At 63.4% G+C, this 18,010-nt stretch carries 13 protein-coding genes and 2 pseudogenes; 7 read left to right on the top strand and 8 right to left on the bottom strand.

All coding sequences use genetic code 11. From position 1 onward, the window contains the following. Positions 1–175 precede the first annotated feature (175 nt). The 7 genes and pseudogenes from E7V67_003655 to E7V67_003625 form a co-directional block, all read right to left on the bottom strand. A complete protein-coding gene (locus tag E7V67_003655) occupies positions 176–2,017 on the bottom strand; it encodes a DUF3274 domain-containing protein (GenBank protein WUR14207.1) in 1,842 nt (613 codons plus the stop codon). Further along, the gene (locus tag E7V67_003650) at positions 2,014–4,608 is read right to left on the bottom strand and encodes a type VI secretion system Vgr family protein (protein WUR14206.1); all 2,595 of its coding nucleotides are present in this window, start codon (positions 4,606–4,608) and stop codon (positions 2,014–2,016) included. The genes E7V67_003655 and E7V67_003650 overlap by 4 nt, the downstream gene beginning before the upstream one ends. A gap of 81 nt (positions 4,609–4,689) precedes the next feature. Beyond that, on the bottom strand, positions 4,690–5,400 hold the full coding sequence (locus tag E7V67_003645) for a ZIP family metal transporter (GenBank protein WUR16224.1): 711 nt from the start codon (positions 5,398–5,400) through the stop codon (positions 4,690–4,692). 216 nt (positions 5,401–5,616) lie between these two features. Next, positions 5,617–6,492: a dienelactone hydrolase family protein gene (locus tag E7V67_003640; protein WUR14205.1), complete on the bottom strand. Its 876-nt coding sequence runs from the start codon at positions 6,490–6,492 to the stop codon at positions 5,617–5,619. A 140-nt stretch (positions 6,493–6,632) separates the two neighbouring features. Beyond that, entirely contained in the window at positions 6,633–7,211 is a 579-nt protein-coding gene (locus E7V67_003635) for a transposase (GenBank protein ID WUR14204.1), read from the bottom strand. 166 nt (positions 7,212–7,377) lie between these two features. After that, positions 7,378–7,911: a ParB N-terminal domain-containing protein gene (locus E7V67_003630; GenBank protein WUR14203.1), complete on the bottom strand. Its 534-nt coding sequence runs from the start codon at positions 7,909–7,911 to the stop codon at positions 7,378–7,380. 328 nt (positions 7,912–8,239) lie between these two features. Next, a pseudogene (locus tag E7V67_003625) lies at positions 8,240–8,362 on the bottom strand (IS3 family transposase). A gap of 51 nt (positions 8,363–8,413) precedes the next feature. On the opposite strand from E7V67_003625, the gene E7V67_003620 reads away from it, so the two are divergent. The 3 genes and pseudogenes from E7V67_003620 to E7V67_003610 all read left to right on the top strand — a co-directional run bounded on the left by E7V67_003620 (position 8,414) and on the right by E7V67_003610 (position 10,190). Continuing rightward, positions 8,414–8,671, top strand: a complete 258-nt coding sequence (locus E7V67_003620) for a hypothetical protein (GenBank protein ID WUR14202.1) — start codon at positions 8,414–8,416, stop codon at positions 8,669–8,671. A gap of 102 nt (positions 8,672–8,773) precedes the next feature. Next, complete coding sequence (locus tag E7V67_003615; GenBank protein WUR14201.1) at positions 8,774–9,745, top strand: IS1595 family transposase; 972 nt, start codon at positions 8,774–8,776, stop codon at positions 9,743–9,745. A 43-nt stretch (positions 9,746–9,788) separates the two neighbouring features. Next, positions 9,789–10,190, top strand: a pseudogene (locus tag E7V67_003610) (transposase). Between the two features lie 118 nt (positions 10,191–10,308). Here E7V67_003610 and polA read toward each other — a convergent pair. Continuing rightward, positions 10,309–13,059 (bottom strand): DNA polymerase I, encoded by a 2,751-nt coding sequence (gene polA / locus E7V67_003605; GenBank protein ID WUR14200.1) that lies wholly within the window; start codon positions 13,057–13,059, stop codon positions 10,309–10,311. A 191-nt stretch (positions 13,060–13,250) separates the two neighbouring features. On the opposite strand from polA, the gene E7V67_003600 reads away from it, so the two are divergent. The 4 genes from E7V67_003600 (at position 13,251) to E7V67_003585 (ending at position 17,880) form a co-directional block, all read left to right on the top strand. Beyond that, positions 13,251–13,688, top strand: a complete 438-nt coding sequence (locus tag E7V67_003600) for a hypothetical protein (protein WUR14199.1) — start codon at positions 13,251–13,253, stop codon at positions 13,686–13,688. A gap of 44 nt (positions 13,689–13,732) precedes the next feature. Further along, a complete protein-coding gene (locus tag E7V67_003595; GenBank protein WUR14198.1) occupies positions 13,733–14,704 on the top strand; it encodes a homoserine kinase in 972 nt (323 codons plus the stop codon). After that, on the top strand, positions 14,701–15,489 hold the full coding sequence (locus E7V67_003590) for a BPSS1780 family membrane protein (GenBank protein WUR14197.1): 789 nt from the start codon (positions 14,701–14,703) through the stop codon (positions 15,487–15,489). Before E7V67_003595 ends, E7V67_003590 begins: the two co-directional genes overlap by 4 nt. An 84-nt stretch (positions 15,490–15,573) precedes the next feature. Further along, the gene (locus E7V67_003585; protein WUR14196.1) at positions 15,574–17,880 is read left to right on the top strand and encodes a 3'-5' exonuclease; all 2,307 of its coding nucleotides are present in this window, start codon (positions 15,574–15,576) and stop codon (positions 17,878–17,880) included. Positions 17,881–18,010 lie beyond the last annotated feature (130 nt).

Here is an 18,010-nt window from a genome sequence, read left to right as displayed (position 1 = left end):
TCTTGTAGACTTCTCGCATGGTTTGGCGGTCCGGTCATGTTCAGGGTCCATTGTGCACGAGTGTGGATCCATCAAGTACCAGTTGCAACCTGTGCACAGCGTGCCAACCACTGCCATCGATGTGAGGAGCCAGCGGATTCGAGACAGGTTCTTGTTCCGCATGTTTCGATCCTCGCTAATTTTTGCCGAGGCGGGGTGTTGCGTAGTCTTGGTCATAGGCTCTCTCGGTAACGGTTTCGGAGATCACATACGGCGCCAGCGTCGCCACACCGCATGCGACCGTAAAGGATGGAAGCTTGCCGGGGTGATCGCCTGCAATTGCATAGTAGTGAAAATTGCCAATGACAATATCCCGATCAGTTGGATCGATCTTAGCGACATCGTCAAGCAGTGCTAAGACATCAGAAGGTGGTGGCGAAAAAGACGGATCACTCCGCCGTCTGCTGTTGACCGTTCCGCGCCAGTTCGTTCGCCAGTCTGCCACGGCACGCAAAAAACGCATGAGTGTCGCGTTGTTGTCCTTCATAACCTCGCTGATGCCAACGCAAACGTCATAAGCGGTTGCCATTGTGGAGTGCATAGGATTGCTGACAATACTGGAATGGTAAGAATTACCACTATTCTTGTTCATCCACCTCGCCTGTGCTTGCTCTGGCGTTTCATCCGGAAGAATCCCCTCCTGGCCTTTTTTGTCATAGCGATTGGTAACGGCAATTGCGGCGTCGATCGCCCCATTCTGAAGAATCGCCGCCCCAAGATCCGGGTAAAACGGTACCTCAAGCGCTTCAGCAGTCACCATCCGCGAACGCGACAACGTAAAGCCAGCATTCCACTTGAAGCCGAGGCTGATCTCATGCGGGTCGGAGCCGATCATCGGCGCGTCCGGATTCGAGCCCTTGGGCGATGCGAACAGCCGTTGGAAAAACCTGCTGCCGAGCTTCTTGCGCATGCCATCGTACACGCCCCACCACCCAATGCCCTGGACGTTAGGCAGGCCCACGACCGCGTCATCGGGACTGAAGTACAGGTACAACTTGCCACGGTTGTCGCGTTCTTTCCGGGCGGCGGCATCCCACTTGGTACCCACGACACCATCGCCCGCCGTGCGCAATTCCGAGAATGCCGGCTTTGCCGCAGGAGAGGTTGTGATGTAGTCGGCGATAATTTTGCGCAGCGTTTCCTCTCGTGCATGGCCGGTCTGCTGTTCGCCACCAGCCTGGAATTTCTCGATGAAGGGCTCTTCCACGCTGTATGGCGGATTGTTCAGGATGACCGTATCGGCCTTGCAGCCTGTGCCTCCCTTCGCAAGCATGGCATGCGCCAGCAAGGTAACCAGGCATCCCTGGCTATGCGCGACGATATTGACCGGTTCATCCGGCGAGTTCTTGCGAATGATGCGCAGGAGCGCAGCGAGCCGCTGCGCCGCCAGCACCATATAGGTGCGCGGCGGTGCACTCAGCAGCGGATGGGTGCCATCTTTCGGATCGGCCAGCTTGATCGACCAGTTGCGATTGAAGCCAGGTCCGAACATGTCGGGGATATTGGTCGTTGCATTGGCGAACGGTCCACCGTTCTTGCCGAAGCGCTTGTCGATGCGGTTGCCGAACCGGTCCACATACTGTCCATGCCGGCCCGAGGTGTCGGCAGCGTCCGGCTCTTCACGAAATCCCCAATAGAAAGGAATGACGGACGACCTGCCCCCATCAGGTGCGCGCTGGAAGTATTTCTTGTCCGGGTCGGGATGCACATCGTCGGCAGTGTACGTTCCGCTCTCCTTCTTCGGCGGCAGCTCCCATCGCCCCGAAACGATATCGGTCCGATCCAGCCGCGTATTCAACCCGGCACACAACCCCATCTCCTGGTTGGCGAACGCCTCACCGACGTCATTGACGCCATGCACCAGAATCGTAATGCACGGCATGCCGCGCTTGATCGCCACCGGTGCCACCGATTTGCTCGTCAGCAGCCACTGCTCCTCGTTGCCGGGAACAACCAGGTTTTCCTGCTGCCCGCTCATGCCTTGTCCTTCCATACCTTGATCGCGGCGATGCGCATCACGTCCTTTTCCGCCAGTTGCGTCAGCCCGTCCGCGCCGGTCTTGCCGGTGATGACCTGGCCGTCGTCCAGTTTGATTTCATAGTGGTGGTCGACGACCTTGTCCGCCTTGTCGCCGTCGCGGTGCAGCATGAACTTGCGGCCCGTGTCGCCGGTCTCGAACTTGGGCATGTCCTGCTTCATGTTGCCCGGCCCCGTGAACGCGCGCGCGGCCGACTTGAACAGCAGGTTGCCCGGGCAGACGATCTCGATATTGCCGCCCGCCAGCTTGATGTAGGCACCGCCGCTGGTCAGCGTCACGTGCTTCTCGGCCGCCAGCAGGATGTGCTCCCTGGTCGACAGCACCGTCACGCTCTTGTCCGCCGTCAGCTCGATGGTGTTTTGCTGGGCCTGCTGGACGATCTTGCCCTTGTTGGCGATGCTGCGGATGTCGCCGTCCAGCGCGAACTGTTCGATGTCCTTGCCGGCGGTTTGCAGGATCGACTTGCCTGCGTATTGCTGCTGGTTGCGGGCCGCGACGGTGTCCAGGTTCTGGCCGGCGTAATGGGTCTGGTCGCGCGGCGTGGCGCTGGCGATGCCGGCTTCCGCCGTGATCGCGATGACGGGCGTGCCGCCTGGCGCCGCGCCGCTGGCGTTTGCCTCGTTGCCGCTGCCATGGCCGAGCGCCTCGACCGCTTCCGTCAGGCCCTGCTGCGGCTTGGCGTCGCGTTCGGCGCCCTGGTGCCCGGCAGCGGCTTCGCCCAGCCCCTTGGCCAGCTCCAGTGCCTGCTCCAGGCAGCGCACCAGCTCGTCCCGGCTCAAAGTGCCGCCCACCGCGCGCGGACGTCCGTCCGTACTCAGCAGCAGGCCACGCGCGGCGCGCAGGGCGCCGGCGCCTTCGGTCTCCAGCGCGAAGCCTTCGCCGCGGCTGTCCTTGCGGCCCAGGTTGTCTTCAATGCGGGTGATGTGGCCCAGCGACAGCTGGCTGTGCTGGTGATCGCTCTTGAGCTGGGCCTGGATCTTGCCGCCCATGTCGTCCAGCACCAAGTGATTGCTGCGCCCGCCGGCCGCATTGCCGCCATCCGGTGTCAGCTCCCGACTGCGGATACCCGTCAGCGTCTGCTGGGAGGCCAGCTTCCACGGCGGCATGTTCTCCTGGTTGTAGACGGAACCGGTGATGATGGGCCGGTCGGGATTCCCGTCCAGCCACATCACGACCAGTTCCTGGCCACGGCGCGGCAATGCGTTCATGCCCAATTCCGCTCCCGCCCACGGCGTGGCGACCCGCAGCCATGCCGAGCTGCGCTCGTCGTTGGTCCCGACCCGGTCCCACTGGAACTGCACGCGCACCCGGCCGTAGTCATCGGTATGGATGTCCTCCCCGGCCGGCGTCACCACAATCGCCGTCTGCGGTGCCAGGATGCGGGTGTCGGTGCTGTTGTAGTTGCGGCCAGGACGCCAAGGCGCATTGCGCCGCACGCACGTCAAGCGGTTGCTGTAGTCCGTTGCCGGGGCATCCTGCATCAGGTAGTTGTTGCTCGCAACGTGCTCGACGGCGACGACGAGGCAGCCGTCGTCGTCCGCCGGCTCGTGGAAATGATCGACCAGCCGGAACCAGCGCCCCGGCTTGACGAAGCGGCTGTTGCCGCGTGCCTGGAAGCGATGGCCCGTCGCTTCGATTTCCTCCATGCGCACGCGCGCCAGGTCCGCGCCGGTCGCGCCGTCGGCAAAGCCGTAAGCGCCCGTGTATTCGTACTGTTCCACGTTCAGCACGTCGCCCTGGCGATTGAGCGTCGGCACGGTGGTGTGCGCCGGATGCGGCGCCTTGAAGTCGGAGCTGGCCAGCGCCACGCTGCCGGCGACGAGGTTGCGCACCGGCGTCCAGTCGCCGATCGCGTCTTCCTCGATCGAACCGGCGTGGCGCTGGTAGCGCACGTCGGGCTGGGCACCGTCGATCGGGTCGCCGCGCGTCGAATCGTCGGACAGCACCAGCTTATGGCCCGTGGCCGTGTGCTCGTACCAGTAATGCCAGCCGGCGGCTTCCCAGCGGCGATGCAGGTAGTTGTGGTCGTCCTCGTTGAACTGGCATGCCATCGTCATGCGCGCATCCTCGCCCTGCAGGCGGCAATCCCAGTCGGCATGGGCACCGTAATCGGCAAAAATACTGGCGGTCTGGTCGCGCAACGTCGCGTCGTGGAAGATGTAGCTGTCGCGACGCAGCTTCAGGTAGGCCAGCCATGGCTTGAGCAGCATCGAATAGAACGCGACCGCGCCATCGGTGCGCACCAGGCTGAATTCGAAGACGTAGCCGTTGAAGTAGCGCAGCGAGCCGTCGCCGCGCACCAGCTCGATGGTGACCATCTTGCCTTGCAGGTCTTCCAGGGCGATCCCGGCGTCGTCCGCCAGGACTTCGACGCGAAAGGCGAAGTCGCGCGACAGTTCCTCGCGCGCTTCGAGCCGGTTGGGCAGCAGCACCGCGTCGGGCGCGTCGTTGTTGGGGAATGCGAGGCGGAGCAGCCGGTTGTGCTGGCGCAGCTGTGCCAGTGCTCCGATGATCGATGATGCACTGGGCATGAAAAGCCGGGCTCAGGAAGTTGTCGAGCCGGCCATGGTAGCATTATTTTTCTTGCAACGCACCAGGTAACTCTACCAGGCTCAGTGCGCGTGCTTCTCCGCCGTCAGGAACAACACGATGCATACGCCCAGCGCGATCAGCAGCACCTGCGGCACCGTTTCCTTCAACGTGGCGCGGCGCTGCATCTGCGGCATCAGGTCGCTGACGGCGATGTAGATGAAACCGGACGACGCGAACACCAGCACGTAGGGGATCAGGTGGCTGGCGCGGTCCAGTGTGTAATAGCCCAGCAGGCCGCCGGCCACCGCGAGCAGGCTGCACAGCAGGTTGTAGACGTAGGCGCGCGTGCGCGAGAAGCCGGCGTTGAGCAGCACGATGAAGTCGCCGATCTCCTGCGGGATCTCGTGGGCGACGATGGCGACGCCGGTGACGATGCCCAGGTGCGGGTCGGCCAGGAAGGCCGCGGCGATCAGGATGCCGTCGGTGAAATTGTGCATGCCGTCGCCCAGCAGGATCATCCAGCCGGCGCGGCCCGCCTCGTGCTTGTCGTGGCCATGGGCGTGGTGGTGGCCGTCCCCCTCATGGTGGTGCGAATGGCGCAGGATCGCCAGCTTTTCCAGCATGAAGAAGGCCAGCAGGCCCGCCAGCAGGGTGCCGAACAGGGTGCGCGGGTCGGCACCGGACTCGAAGGCCTCGGGCAGCGCATGCAGCAGCGACGTGGACAGCATGATGCCGACCGACAGGCTGACCATGCGCTCGACGACCCGGGACAGCAGCGTAAACGAAAAGATCGCCGCCGCCGAAATGCTGACGATGCCGGCGACCGTGGTCGCCAGCAGGATGGATGTGAGTACCGGATCGATTTTGAGCCTCTTGTGCGTGCTGCGGCGCGCGCGGCCGGGACGGCAAACGCGCGCAAACCGGACATTTTACCGCCCAGTTCGCTCTTTTGCTCACAAGACTACGAAATCGCGGCCCAGCGCTCCGGCCCCGGCACCCCCGGCCCGTCAGGCCACCCCGTGCTCGCGCAACCAGTCCAGCGTGCGCTTCCAGCCGTCCTTCGCATCGGCCTCGACGAAGCTGGGGCGGTAGTCGGCATGAAAGGCATGGCCCGCGTTCGGGTAAATGACGAAGGTGGACTTGCTGGAACCCTTGGCCAGTTCGGTCTTCATCCGCTCCACCGTGTCCAGCGGGATGCCCTGGTCCTTGGCGCCGTACAGGCCCAGCACCGGCGCCTTCAGAGATGCAGCAATATCGACCGGGTGCCTGGGCGTGTTGGGGGTGACCTCCCCCACCAGCCTTCCGTACCAGGCCACACCCGCCTTGACGTTCGGGTTGTGCGCCGCGTACAGCCACGTGATGCGGCCGCCCCAGCAGAAACCGGTGATGGCCAGCTTGTCGGCGCTGCCGCCGTTCTGCTTGGCCCAGGCGACGACGGCGTCCAGGTCGCGCATCACCTGCACGTCCGGCGTCTTGCTGATGATGTTCTTTTGCAGCTCGGCAATCGAGGTTTCCTTCTGCGGATCGCCCTGGCGCGCGAACAGGTTCGGCGCCAGCGCCAGGTAGCCCTGCTTGGCGAAGCGGCGGGCGACGTCGGCGATGTATTCGTGCACGCCGAAGATCTCGGAGATCACGAGGATGACGGGCAGCCCGGTCTTGCCGGCCGGCTGGGCGCGGTACACGGGCACCGGGTAGCCGTCGACGGTGACGGTGACGGTTTCGGTGGTCAGGCCTTCGCTGTCGGTCTTGACGGCCGTCTGTGCGCTGACGGGCAGCACGGCGGCGGCGAAGCCCGTGCCCAGGGCGGCCTTCAGCACGTCGCGGCGGCTGACGCCTTCCGGCTCGCCGATTAGGCTTTTCGCATCGTTGTGCAGGTCTTTCATGGGGTCTCCTGGTGGTTAGCGGGAAAATTGAAACACAACGGTGTTAAAAAGCCAATGGTTTTGTTGGCTGTCCCCGGTGTCTCGAGCTCAGTGCGCGGAGGCAGGCCTGAGCGAGCAGTGCTTGATTTGCGCGGAGGCGCCTAAGGTCGCATGCTCGTCCAGCGTGCGTCCAGGTCCTTCTGCCGCCCCTTCGGCGGCGACCAGTCGGCGGGCATGACGTTGTCGCCCACAACCATCGCTTTCTCGTCCTTGGTCAGGGACTGTTTCGGAGCCTGAACGATGGATGCATCGACCATCTGGCCACCACGGGCAATGCAGCCATGCCACGCCAGCTGCCGATTGACGGCATCGAAGACGCTCTCGCTGGCGCCGGCTTTGATCAGGCGCTCCTTGAAAGTCCAGATCGTAGTGCGGTCCGGAAACTGGCTCGAATCACGCAGGCCGGCAAAGCGCTGGAAGCTCAGGCGGTCCAGCAGTTGGAATTCCATCTGCTCGTCGGAGAGATTGAACAGCTGCTGGATCAGCAGAATCCGGACCATGATCTCGGTCGGGAACGGCGACCGTCCGCCGCGTTCGCGGCTTGGCCGCGGTGCTGCGTCGTCGACTGCCGCAGCCAACGCTGTGAAATCGACGTGTCGCTCCAACACTTGCAGCGCATCGCCAAGCTTCGTCAGCTTGGCCTCGCGCTCCCGAGCAGCAAATAGGTTGGGTTTCATCATGGCAGAGTCGTCAGGTTTTGGTGCGCCGCCATCATGCCACGGACAGGGAGGTTATTCGAGGTGCCCGGAAGTGTCCGAAAATGTCAGGCTACCTCAATGGATCGGGGGAACTCGAGTCATCTTCCAGCTTGGCCGTAGCCGCATTTCCAACTGCGAAGACGACTTCTCATTCCTCCACCTCCTGGTAGGGAATGTTTTCTAGACGAAGGTTTTTGGCAGCTTGCAATCTGTGATTCCCATCAATAATACTAAACGTTCCGTCGGAATTTCTCTGGACTTTGATTGGATCCAGCAGGTTGCCATTTTCTATTCCCGCAGTTGCGCTAGCGAGCCTGTCTGCGTGGAGCGAGGATGGGTCTCTACCGGACTTGAATTTATCGATTGATGCGAATTTTTGCCCCTCCTTTCCCGTTCCCCATGTTTTGCTGACTTTGTAATCATAGTTATGCGGAACATACCAAGTGTCGTTGTTTTCGATATTGAACCGCTCTTGGCCTTCCTTCACGAGAAAGGTTTGTTTTCCATCTTTTGATGACGTGTGCATCTGAATTGTGCAACCGTCCTCAAACATTTCGTCCACTTTTTTCCTTAACTCGGAATCGATCCCTCCTTTCATCTCGTCCCATTTTTCTTGCGAAAGATCTTCCGGTTGATTGGGGCCATCCATATTTTGCAGCTTATGTAATAATTGGTGCTGCATCGCGCTCATCCTCGGGGACGACGACGGAGAAAGCGATGACGATCTGTCGCGTTTGGAGCTGTCTTCATTTGCAGCTACACGAGACGAAGCGGTCGATTCGCCTTGCACGGAGGGAGCCGTAACAGGAGAGAGTGGGGCAGAACTGCGTACGGGACTTGGAAACATATTTTTACCTTTAGCGAGCGTGACGGGAAATCAGTCAAAACCATGTCGGATTGATTGAAAAATGTTCTGATGAGTGACGCCACTTGGCTACAGGTTCCATATGTGGGAATGCCGGTGGGGAGCCGACGACTGAGGTGCACTGTCAATAATGGACACGTCCGTTTCAAGCAGCCAGCGCCTGTTTTCTAAAGCTCTGTGCAAACGATGCTGGGGAGACGTAGCCAAGGCGCGAGTGACGCCGTTGGCGGTTGTAGAAAATCTCGATGTACTCCTTGATTGGAGCCTGTCAGATTTTTTGTGTGCCGGGGTCGTAAAATAGTACCGAAAAGGATGTTCCATGACCGAAGCAATGACCACGAAAAAACCTAGGAAGAAAAAAGCACCACCGCCGTTCCCCGTCGAGCTGATCGACCAACCGCTGGCCCAGGTGCAAAACAAGGATGCTGAGTCGCTTCTCGGCGAAAACGGTTTGGCGGATCAGCTCAAGAAGATGCTGGCCGAGCGCAAGTTGACGGCGGAGTTGAACCACCACTTGGCCAACGAAGCCGAGTCGGGAGAAGACCACCGCAACGGCAGCAGCTCCAAACGGTGCTGACGCCGGGCGGGGAAATCCAATGGCGCTGTGCCCCGGTCCTGATGAACTTTCCGACTCAACCACGGTCCTACCTCCAGTTAACTCAACCGGAGGGGAGCAACCATGGACTCGCGGCAATTCCAGGCGATGCAAGCGCAGGTGCGGCAGATGCTGGTGCAACTCACCGGCAAGCAAGTGGACGAGCTGCGCGAGGCGTTCGACCGGTGTACCTCACTGGCGGAGTGCCTTGCCATCATCGAAGCGCGCGGCAACCGGCTGCGCCGTTGCCCCCATTGCCAGGGCGAGCGCCTGTACCGCCACGGTGTCTTTTACGGCCTGCAGCGCTATCGTTGCCGCGAGTGCGGCAAGAGTTTCAACGCCCTGACCGGCACGCCCCTGGCGTTCATCCGCCTGCGCGACAAATGGCTGCCCTTCCTGCAATGCATGTTGAACTCGATGACGGTGCGCGGCGCGGCGCAGGCGACCGGCATCCATCGCAACACCAGTTTTCGCTGGCGCCACCGTTTTATGACGATGGCCAAGGATGCGCGGGCCCTGCCGCTGGGCGGCATCGTCGAAGCGGACGAGACCTACCTCCTTGAGTCTCAAAAGGGCTCGCGCAACCTGACGCGACCGGCGCGCCGGCGTGGCGGCACGGCCAGTCACCGCGGCCCTGGCAAGGAGCACGACTGCATCCTGGTCGCGTGTGACCGCAGCGGCAAGGCCAGCGATTTCATCACCGGGCGCGGACCGGTAACGGCCGCACAATTGCAGCAATGCCTGCCGCCGGTCCTGGCACCCGGCGTCCTGCTTGCAACGGACGGGGCGCGTGCCTACCAGGCGTTCGCCGAGGCGACAGGGATCGCGCACCGCGCCGTCAACGTGGCGGCGGGGCAGCGCGTCGTGGACGAGGTGATTCACATTCAGACCGTCAACAGCTGCCACGGCCGGTTCAAGAACTGGCTGAAGCGCTTCCATGGTGTCGCCAGCAAATACCTGCCCAACTACCTGGGCTGGCGCCATGCGCTCGATGCCGGATGCGTGACGACGCCGCAGCAGTTGCTGCGCGCAGTGCTTTTTCTCATCGTTATTTGATTGGATGCCAGGAGGCTACTTCATTGGGACGAGGGCACAGCGCCAATTGGATGTGCCTCGGGACCGTCTTGCCAGCTTTGAGCCGAAGCTCGTTGCCAAGCATCAGCGGCGTATGGAAGGCTTTGACGGCCACGTCATCAGCATGTACGCCCGGGGCATGAGCGTGCGTGAAACCCAGGGCCACCTGCTGGAGCTGTATGGCACGCAGGTTTCTCCAGAATTGATCTCCACCATCACCGATGAAGTCATGGAGGAAGTCGTCCAATGGCAGCAGCGGCCGTTGGAACCGATGTATCCGATCGTCTATTTTGACGCGCTGCGTCTGAAAATCCGGGACGAAGGCACCGTCAAAAACAAGGCGGTCTATCTGGCGTTGGCCATTCGCGCCGATGGCCGCAAGGAAGTGCTGGGCCTGTGGATCGAACAAACGGAAGGCGCCAAGTTCTGTAAGCGGCCAACCCTCCCACCTGTCATTTGATGATCGCTGCCGGCAAACTCGAATTTCACTGAACCTCGAGGATCTTCTTAGTGCGCGGAGGCAGGCCTGAGCGAGCAGTGCTCGCTCAGTGCGCCTCCTCCCAGTTCCGCCCCACGCCGACTTCGGCGACCAGCGGCACCTTCAACTGCGCCACGCCGGCCATCAGCTGCGGCAGCGTCTCCCGCACCAGCTGCAGCTCGTCGTCCGGCACTTCCAGAACCAGTTCGTCGTGCACCTGCATGATCATGCGCGACTTCAGGTTTTCCTTTTCCAGCCAGTCCTGCACGGCGATCATCGCCAGCTTGATCAGGTCCGCCGCCGTGCCCTGCATCGGCGCGTTGATCGCGGCCCGCTCCGCGGCCTGGCGGCGCGGACCGTTCGGGGAGTTGATCTCGGGGAGCCACAGGCGGCGGCCGAACACCGTCTTGACGTAGCCGTTCGCCTTCGCTTCCAGGCGCGTTTCGTCCATGTACTGCTTGACGCCGGAGAAGCGCGCAAAATAGCGGTCGATGTAGTTCTGCGCGGCGGCGCGGTCGATGCCCAGGTTGGCGGCCAGGCCGAACGCGCTCATGCCGTAGATCAGGCCGAAATTGATGACCTTCGCATAGCGGCGCTGCTCACTGTTCACCTCGTCCGGTGGGACGCCGAAGATCTCGGCCGCCGTGGCACGGTGGATGTCGACGCCTTCGGCGAACGCGCGCAGCATCGCCGCGTCGCCCGAGATGTGCGCCATGATGCGCAGCTCGATCTGCGAATAGTCGGCCGAGACGATATGGCTGCCTGCCGGCGCCACGAAGGCCTCGCGGATGCGGCGGCCCTCGGCCGTGCGGATCGGGATGTTCTGCAGGTTCGGGTCGTTCGACGCCAGCCGCCCCGTCACCGCCACCGCTTGGGCGTAGTTGGTGTGCACCCGGCCCGTCTGCGGATTGATCATCTTCGGCAGCTTGTCCGTGTAGGTGGACTTCAGCTTGGCCATGCCACGGTATTCCAGCAGGATCTTCGGCAGCGGATAGTCCTCGGCCAGCTTCTGCAGCACTTCCTCGTCCGTCGACGGCGCGCCGCTCGGCGTCTTCTTCACCACCGGCAGTTTCAGCTTGTTGAAGAAGATCTCGCCGATCTGCTTGGGCGAACCCAGGTTGAACGGCTGCTCGGCCAGCTCATACGCCTTCTGTTCCAGTTCGACGATGCGCGCGCCCAGCTCTTCCGACTGCGTGGCCAGCAGGCCGGCGTCGATCAATACGCCGTTGCGCTCGATCTTTTGCAGCACCACGGCCGTCGGCAGCTCGATCTTGTTGTAGATCGCCGTCAGGCCCTCGTCGCCGGCCACGTGGCCGTGCATCGCCAAGTGCAGGCGCAAGGTGATGTCCGCATCCTCGGCCGCGTAGTCGGTGGCGCGCTGCAGTTCGACCTGGTCGAAGCAGATCATGTTGGCGCCCTTGCCGCACACGTCCTCGAACGGGATGGTCTTGTGGTTCAGGTGGCGCATCGCCAGGCTGTCCATGTCGTGCGTGCGGTGCGACTCGAACACGTACGATTGCAGCAGCGTGTCGTGCACCACGCCGCGCAGGGTCACGCCGTGGTTGGCGAAGATGTGCGCGTCGTATTTCAGGTTCTGGCCCAGCTTGGCCTTGCTGGCGTCTTCCAGCCAGGGTTTCAGCTTTTCCAGCACCAGCTCGCGGGGCAGCTGTTCCGGCACGCCCGCGTAGCGGTGCGCTACCGGGATATAGCAGGCCAGGCCCGGCTCCGTCGCCAGCGAGATGCCGACCAGTTGCGCCGTCATCGGCTCGAGCGACGTCGTTTCCGTGTCCAGCGACACCAGTTCGGCTTGCGTGATGCGGGCGATCCATTCGTCCAGCTGGGCCTCGGTCAGCACCGTGTCGTATTTCACGTTGGCGGGTGGCTGGGCGAACATGTCGCCGGTCGCGCCTTCCGGCGCCGCCGGCGTGGTCTGGCCCGGCACCTTGGCCGACGGCGTCAGCGCCTGCAGCTCGCGCAGCAGCGTCTTGAAGCCGTATTTGGTGAAAAAGCTCAGCAGCGACTCGTGGTCCTCGTCCTTTGCCACCAGCGATTCGCTGATCGACATCATGTGGCCGGACAGGTCGCAATCGGTCTTCACGGTGATCAGCTCGCGGCCCTTGGGCAGCCATTCCAGCGCCGCCTTCAGGTTGGCGCCGACGGCGCCCGTGATCTTGTCGGCGTTGGCGATCACGCCATCGAGGCTGTCGTATTGCGTCAGCCACTTGACGGCCGTCTTCGGCCCGCACTTGGCCACGCCGGGCACGTTGTCCACCGTGTCGCCGATCAGGGTCAGATAGTCGATGATGCGGTTCGGCGGCACGCCGAACTTGGCCAGCACACCCGCCTCGTCCAGCTTTTCGTTGCTCATCGTATTGATCAGCGTGACGTGCGGCGTGACCAGCTGGGCCAGGTCCTTGTCGCCCGTCGAGATGATGACGTCCATGCCGTTCTTCTCGGCCGTCACGGCCAGCGTGCCGATCACGTCGTCCGCCTCGACGCCATCGACCATCAGGATCGGCCAGCCCATCGCGCGCACGGCTTCGTGGATCGGCTCGATCTGCAGCGACAGGTCGGCCGGCATCGACGCGCGCGTGGCCTTGTATTCCGGATAAAGATCGTCGCGGAAGGTCTTGCCCTTGGCATCGAAGACGCAGGCGATATAGGCGGCCGGGTAGTCGGCGCGCAGGCGGCGCAGCATGTTGACCATGCCGTGCATGGCGCCGGTCGGGTGGCCATCCGGACTGCGCAGGTCGGGCAGCGCGTGGAAGGCACGGTAGAGGTAACTGGAACCGTCGACTAACAGCAGGGTTTTTTGCATGATGTTTTTCAGCCGTGCGCCGGTCGGGCACGGCAAAGGAAGCGAATGGATCGAATAGGGGGATTATCGCAGAGTTTCCAGTATCGCCACGGGTGCGCCCCGGGACAAAACCGTGCTGGCAGGCGCCAACGGTGTCAGTTTGTTACAATGGTTCATACTCCAACACCACAGGCTCCCACCGAGGTTCCATCATGCGCGCTCCCGCCCTCCTGCTGGCCGTTTCGGCCCTTTACGCCATCGTGTTCCCCGCATTCGCCCAGACCGAGGCGCAGAAAAAGCTGGAACAGCCGCCCAAGCTGGAACAGCTGGACGACACCGACACGCCCATCACCGTATCGCCCAAGCAGAACCGCGAGACCACGACCAGCGTGCAGCGCCAGAACGGCCGCATCACGCAGGAAACCGTGCACGCGGGCGGCAGCACGTACACGATCAAGCCGAACAACACCAACAGCACGGCGCAGGCCGGCGACGCCGGCGGCCCGGCCATCCGTGGCGCGCAGTGGACGGTGATGGAGTTCGATATCGCCAAAAAGCAGAAGCAGCGCAGCGCCGATGCCGCCGCGGCAGCGGAAAACGCGGAAGACGCGCCGCCGCCGCCCCCGCCGCCGGCCAAGGGCAGCCGCTGACGCGCATACGCGTCATTTTCCTCGACCTTTTACTATAGATTCTCATGGCAGTGTTCACCTCGGTCAGCCTGGACGACGTCCAGGCGTGGATCGCGCAGTTCCCCCTCGGCGATGCCGTCGCGCTGAAAGGCATCGCCTCCGGCATCGAAAACAGCAACTTCTTCCTGACGACTGAACTGGACGGCCGGCGCACCGAATACGTGCTGACGATCTTCGAGAACCTCGGCTTCGAACAGCTGCCGTTCTACCTGCAGCTGATGCGGCACCTGGCCACGCGCGGCGTGCTGGTGCCGGAACCGGTGCCCACCCATGCCGGCGAGCTGTGCGTGCCGCTGCACGGCAAGCCGGCCGCCATCGTCTCCAAGCTGCAGGGCAGCTCGCAGATGGCCCCGGGCCCCGTGCACTGCGCGGCCGTCGGCGCGATGCTGGCGAAGATGCACCTGGCGGGCCAGGACTTCCCGCTGCACCAGCCGAACCTGCGCGGCATCGCCTGGTGGCACGAGGCCGCCCCGGCCGTGCTGCCGCACCTGTCCGAGCCGGAAACGCGCCTGCTGCGCAGCGAAATCCATTACCAGGAAGCGTTCCACGGCTCCGACCTGCACAAGCGCCTGCCGCATGGCCCGGTGCACGCGGACCTGTTCCGCAACAACGTGATGTTCGACGGCGAACGCCTGACGGGCTTCTTCGACTTCTATTTCGCCGGCTGCGACACCTGGCTGTTCGACGTGGCCGTCACCGTCAATGACTGGTGCGTGGACCTCGACACGGGCGTACTGGACGAGGCGCGGGTCCGCGCCATGCTGGACGCCTACCATGCCGTGCGGCCGTTCACGGCGGACGAGCAGGCCGGCTGGCAATGCTCGCTGCGCGCCGCCGCGCTGCGCTTCTGGCTGTCGCGCCTGTACGACCTGTACCGCCCACGCGAGGCGGAAATCCTGACGCCGCACGACCCCACGCATTTCGAACGCATCCTGCGCGAACGCGTGGCCCACCCTGCTCCAGGGCTGCTTCCATGAACGGGACACCAGCCAGCGCGGGTTGGGGCTGGGTCAAGCAGGGCTTCGCGCTGTTTCGCAAGCAGCCGGGCGGCCTGTCGACCTTGTTCCTCGCCTATATGATCGTCACGGCGCTGCTCAGCCTTGTGCCGCTGCTGGGCCAACTGGCCCAGGGCGTGCTGCTGCCCGTGTTTTCCATCGGTTTCATGCGCGCCGCCCAGCACATCCAGCAGGACCGGCCCGTGGTGCCGGGCCTGCTGGGCACCGGTTTCCACAAGCCGCTGCTGGGGCGCCTGTGCGTGCTGGGCGCCGTGCACCTCGTCGCGGCCATCGTGGCGGCTGGCGCCCTGCTGCTGATCGCCAATGGCGACGTGCTGACGCAGATCGCCACCGGCAAGGCGCAGCCGGACCCGGAACTGCTGCGCGACTCCGGCCTGTTCCCCGGCATGATGGCGGCGCTGCTGCTGTACGTGCCGGCCGTGACGGTGCTGTGCTTCGCCGTGCCGCTGGTCTACTGGAGCGGCATGGGTCCGGGCAAGGCGCTGTTCTATGCGTTCTTCGCGGCCAAGCGCGCCTTCCTGGCGTTCGTGGTATTTGCCTTCAGCCTGTTCGCCATCGTCATGTTCGGCTCCCAGGTCGTGTTGCTGGTGCTGGGCTTCAACGCGTTTTCGATGGCGCTGCTGCGGGTGCTGTTCGTGCTGCTGTTCGGCGTGGCGCACTGCGCGCTGTACGCCGCCTATTGCCAGATCTTCGGCACGCCGCAATTGGAAGGCGCGCCGTCGGCCAAGGGTCCTTCCGGCCTGTAGAAGCCAGCGCCGCGGCATGACGCGGATCGACCCGCGACCCGCATGGCTGCGGCGGTCGCGGGTCCCGACCGGTATAATGAGGGGATGCAAAATCTCCTCCTGAATCTCAATCCCGAACAACTTGCCGCCGTCACCCTGCCGCCGCAGAACGCCCTGATCCTGGCGGGCGCCGGCTCGGGAAAGACGCGCGTGCTGACCACGCGCATCGCGTGGCTGATCCAGACCGGCCAGGTATCGCCGGCCGGCATCCTGGCCGTCACGTTCACGAACAAAGCAGCCAAGGAGATGCTGACACGCCTGTCGGCAATGTTGCCGATTAATACACGCGGCATGTGGATCGGCACTTTCCACGGCCTGTGCAATCGCCTGCTGCGCACCCACTACCGCGACGCGGCGCTGCCGCAGTCGTTCCAGATCCTCGACTCGCAGGACCAGCTGTCGATGATCAAGCGCCTGCTCAAGGCAAACAACGTGGACGACGAAAAGTACCCGCCCAAGACGGTGATGTACTTCATCAACAACCACAAGGAGCAAGGCCTGCGCGCCACGCAGATCGAGCCATACGACGCGATCGAGCGCAAGCTGGTCGAGCTGTACGACCTGTACGACCAGCAGTGCCAGCGCGAAGGCGTGGTCGATTTCGCCGAGCTGCTGCTGCGCACCTACGAGCTGTTGTCACGCAACCAGCCGCTGCGCGAGCACTACCAGCAGCGCTTCCGCCACATCCTCGTCGACGAGTTCCAGGACACCAACAACCTGCAATACAACTGGCTGAAGCTGATGGCCGGCCACGGCGCGCAGCAGGGCGGCGCCCTGTTCGCGGTGGGCGACGACGACCAGAGCATCTACGCCTTCCGCGGCGCCAACGTGGGCAATATGGCGGCGTTCGAGGCCGAATTCCAGGTGCGTAACCTGATCAAGCTGGAACAGAACTACCGCTCGCACGGCCACATCCTCGATGCGGCCAATATGCTGATCGCCAACAACAGCCGGCGCCTGGGCAAGAACCTGCGCACGGACGCGGGCCACGGCGAGCAGGTGCGCGTCTACGAGGCCAGTTCCGACCTGCAGGAAGCGCAGTGGATCATCGAGGAGGCGAAGAACCTCATCGCCGAGGGTGCGTCGCGCAGCGAGATCGCCGTGCTGTACCGCTCCAACGCGCAGTCGCGCGTGATCGAGCACGCGCTGTTCTCGGCCGGCATCCCGTATCACGTATATGGCGGCCTGCGCTACTTCCAGCGCGCCGAGATCAAGCACGCGATCGCCTACCTGCAGCTGATGGACAACCCGCACAACGACTCGGCGTTCCTGCGTGTCGTGAACTTCCCGGCGCGCGGTATCGGTGCGCGCACGCTGGAGCAGTTGCAGAACGCGGCCGAGACGTATGGCATCTCGCTGTACGCGGCAGTGCCCTACATGGTCGGCAAGGCCGGCACGGCGCTGGGCGGCTTCGTCAAGCTGGTCGAGGGCGTGCGCTTCGAGACGCAGCATATGGCGCTGCCCGAGCTAGTGCGCGTGACGCTGGAAGCTTCGGGCCTGCTGGCGCATTACGCCACCGAGAAGGAAGGCGCCGACCGCATCGAGAACCTGGAACAGATGGTCAGCGCGGCCACGCAGTTCGTGTCCGAGGAAGGCTACGGCCAGGGCGCGCCGGCGCACATGGGCCCGCAGGCCGAGGCGCAGGCTGGTGCCGCGATCGTCAACGCCGATGGCGTCGAGATTCTCGATGCGGACGCGCCGCTGGCGACCGTGATGTCACCGCTGTCGGCGTTCCTGGCGCACGCCTCGCTGGAAGCGGGCGACAACCAGGCCCAGGCCGGCCAGGAAGCGCTGCAGCTGATGACGGTGCACTCGGCCAAGGGGTTGGAGTTCGACAACGTGTTCATCACGGGCCTGGAGGAAGGCCTGTTCCCCCACGAGAGCAGTTCGAAGGAGGAAGGCGGCGTGGAGGAAGAGCGCCGGCTGATGTACGTGGCGATCACGCGCGCGCGCAAGCGCCTGTACATGTGCTTCTCGCAGACGCGCATGCTGCACGGCCAGACCCGCTACAACATGAAGTCGCGCTTCTTCGACGAGCTGCCGGAGAAGTCCTTGAAGTGGCTGTCGCCGAAGGTGCAGAGCCACTGGTTCGCCAACAAGAAGCCGACCTGGGAGGATGCGCAATTGTCCGGCGGCTCGGACAACGCCATCGCCCAGCGCATCGCGCAGAACAAGGCAGGCGGCTCGGGCTGGCGCATCGGCGAGTCGGTGGCCCATGCCAAGTTCGGCGAGGGCGTCATCGTCAATATCGAGGGCAGCGGCAGCAATTGCCGGGCGCAGATCAATTTCGGCAGCGCCGGAATGAAGGTGCTGGATCTGTCGGTGGCGAAGCTGGAGCGGCTGGGACGCTAGAAACCCGGAGGTGACAGGCACCGATTTGCGGGTCGCAGACCCGTAAATCGGTGCCTCGTATGATGATCACGTCGAACTTTGGCAGAATATAGCTGAGTGTACGGCCAGGCAGAGAGACATCGGTGGTGCC

The sequence above is a fragment of the [Empedobacter] haloabium genome (assembly GCA_008011715.2).
GTDB classification, from domain to species: domain Bacteria; phylum Pseudomonadota; class Gammaproteobacteria; order Burkholderiales; family Burkholderiaceae_D; genus Rugamonas; species Rugamonas haloabia.
This window is presented reverse-complemented; position numbering and strand designations above follow the sequence as displayed.

Excerpts from the sequence above, each read along its gene's own strand:
- E7V67_003590 (WUR14197.1), top strand. The coding sequence starts at position 14,701 with ATGAACGGGACACCAGCCAGCGCGGGTTGGGGCTGGGTCAAGCAGGGC.
- E7V67_003655 (WUR14207.1), bottom strand. The coding sequence starts at position 2,017 with ATGAGCGGGCAGCAGGAAAACCTGGTTGTTCCCGGCAACGAGGAGCAG.
- E7V67_003600 (WUR14199.1), top strand. The coding sequence starts at position 13,251 with ATGCGCGCTCCCGCCCTCCTGCTGGCCGTTTCGGCCCTTTACGCCATC.
- E7V67_003630 (WUR14203.1), bottom strand. The coding sequence starts at position 7,911 with ATGCAGCACCAATTATTACATAAGCTGCAAAATATGGATGGCCCCAAT.
- polA (WUR14200.1), bottom strand. The coding sequence starts at position 13,059 with ATGCAAAAAACCCTGCTGTTAGTCGACGGTTCCAGTTACCTCTACCGT.
- E7V67_003635 (WUR14204.1), bottom strand. The coding sequence starts at position 7,211 with ATGATGAAACCCAACCTATTTGCTGCTCGGGAGCGCGAGGCCAAGCTG.
- E7V67_003615 (WUR14201.1), top strand. The coding sequence starts at position 8,774 with ATGGACTCGCGGCAATTCCAGGCGATGCAAGCGCAGGTGCGGCAGATG.
- E7V67_003650 (WUR14206.1), bottom strand. The coding sequence starts at position 4,608 with ATGCCCAGTGCATCATCGATCATCGGAGCACTGGCACAGCTGCGCCAG.
- E7V67_003640 (WUR14205.1), bottom strand. The coding sequence starts at position 6,492 with ATGAAAGACCTGCACAACGATGCGAAAAGCCTAATCGGCGAGCCGGAA.
- E7V67_003620 (WUR14202.1), top strand. The coding sequence starts at position 8,414 with ATGACCGAAGCAATGACCACGAAAAAACCTAGGAAGAAAAAAGCACCA.
- E7V67_003585 (WUR14196.1), top strand. The coding sequence starts at position 15,574 with ATGCAAAATCTCCTCCTGAATCTCAATCCCGAACAACTTGCCGCCGTC.
- E7V67_003595 (WUR14198.1), top strand. The coding sequence starts at position 13,733 with ATGGCAGTGTTCACCTCGGTCAGCCTGGACGACGTCCAGGCGTGGATC.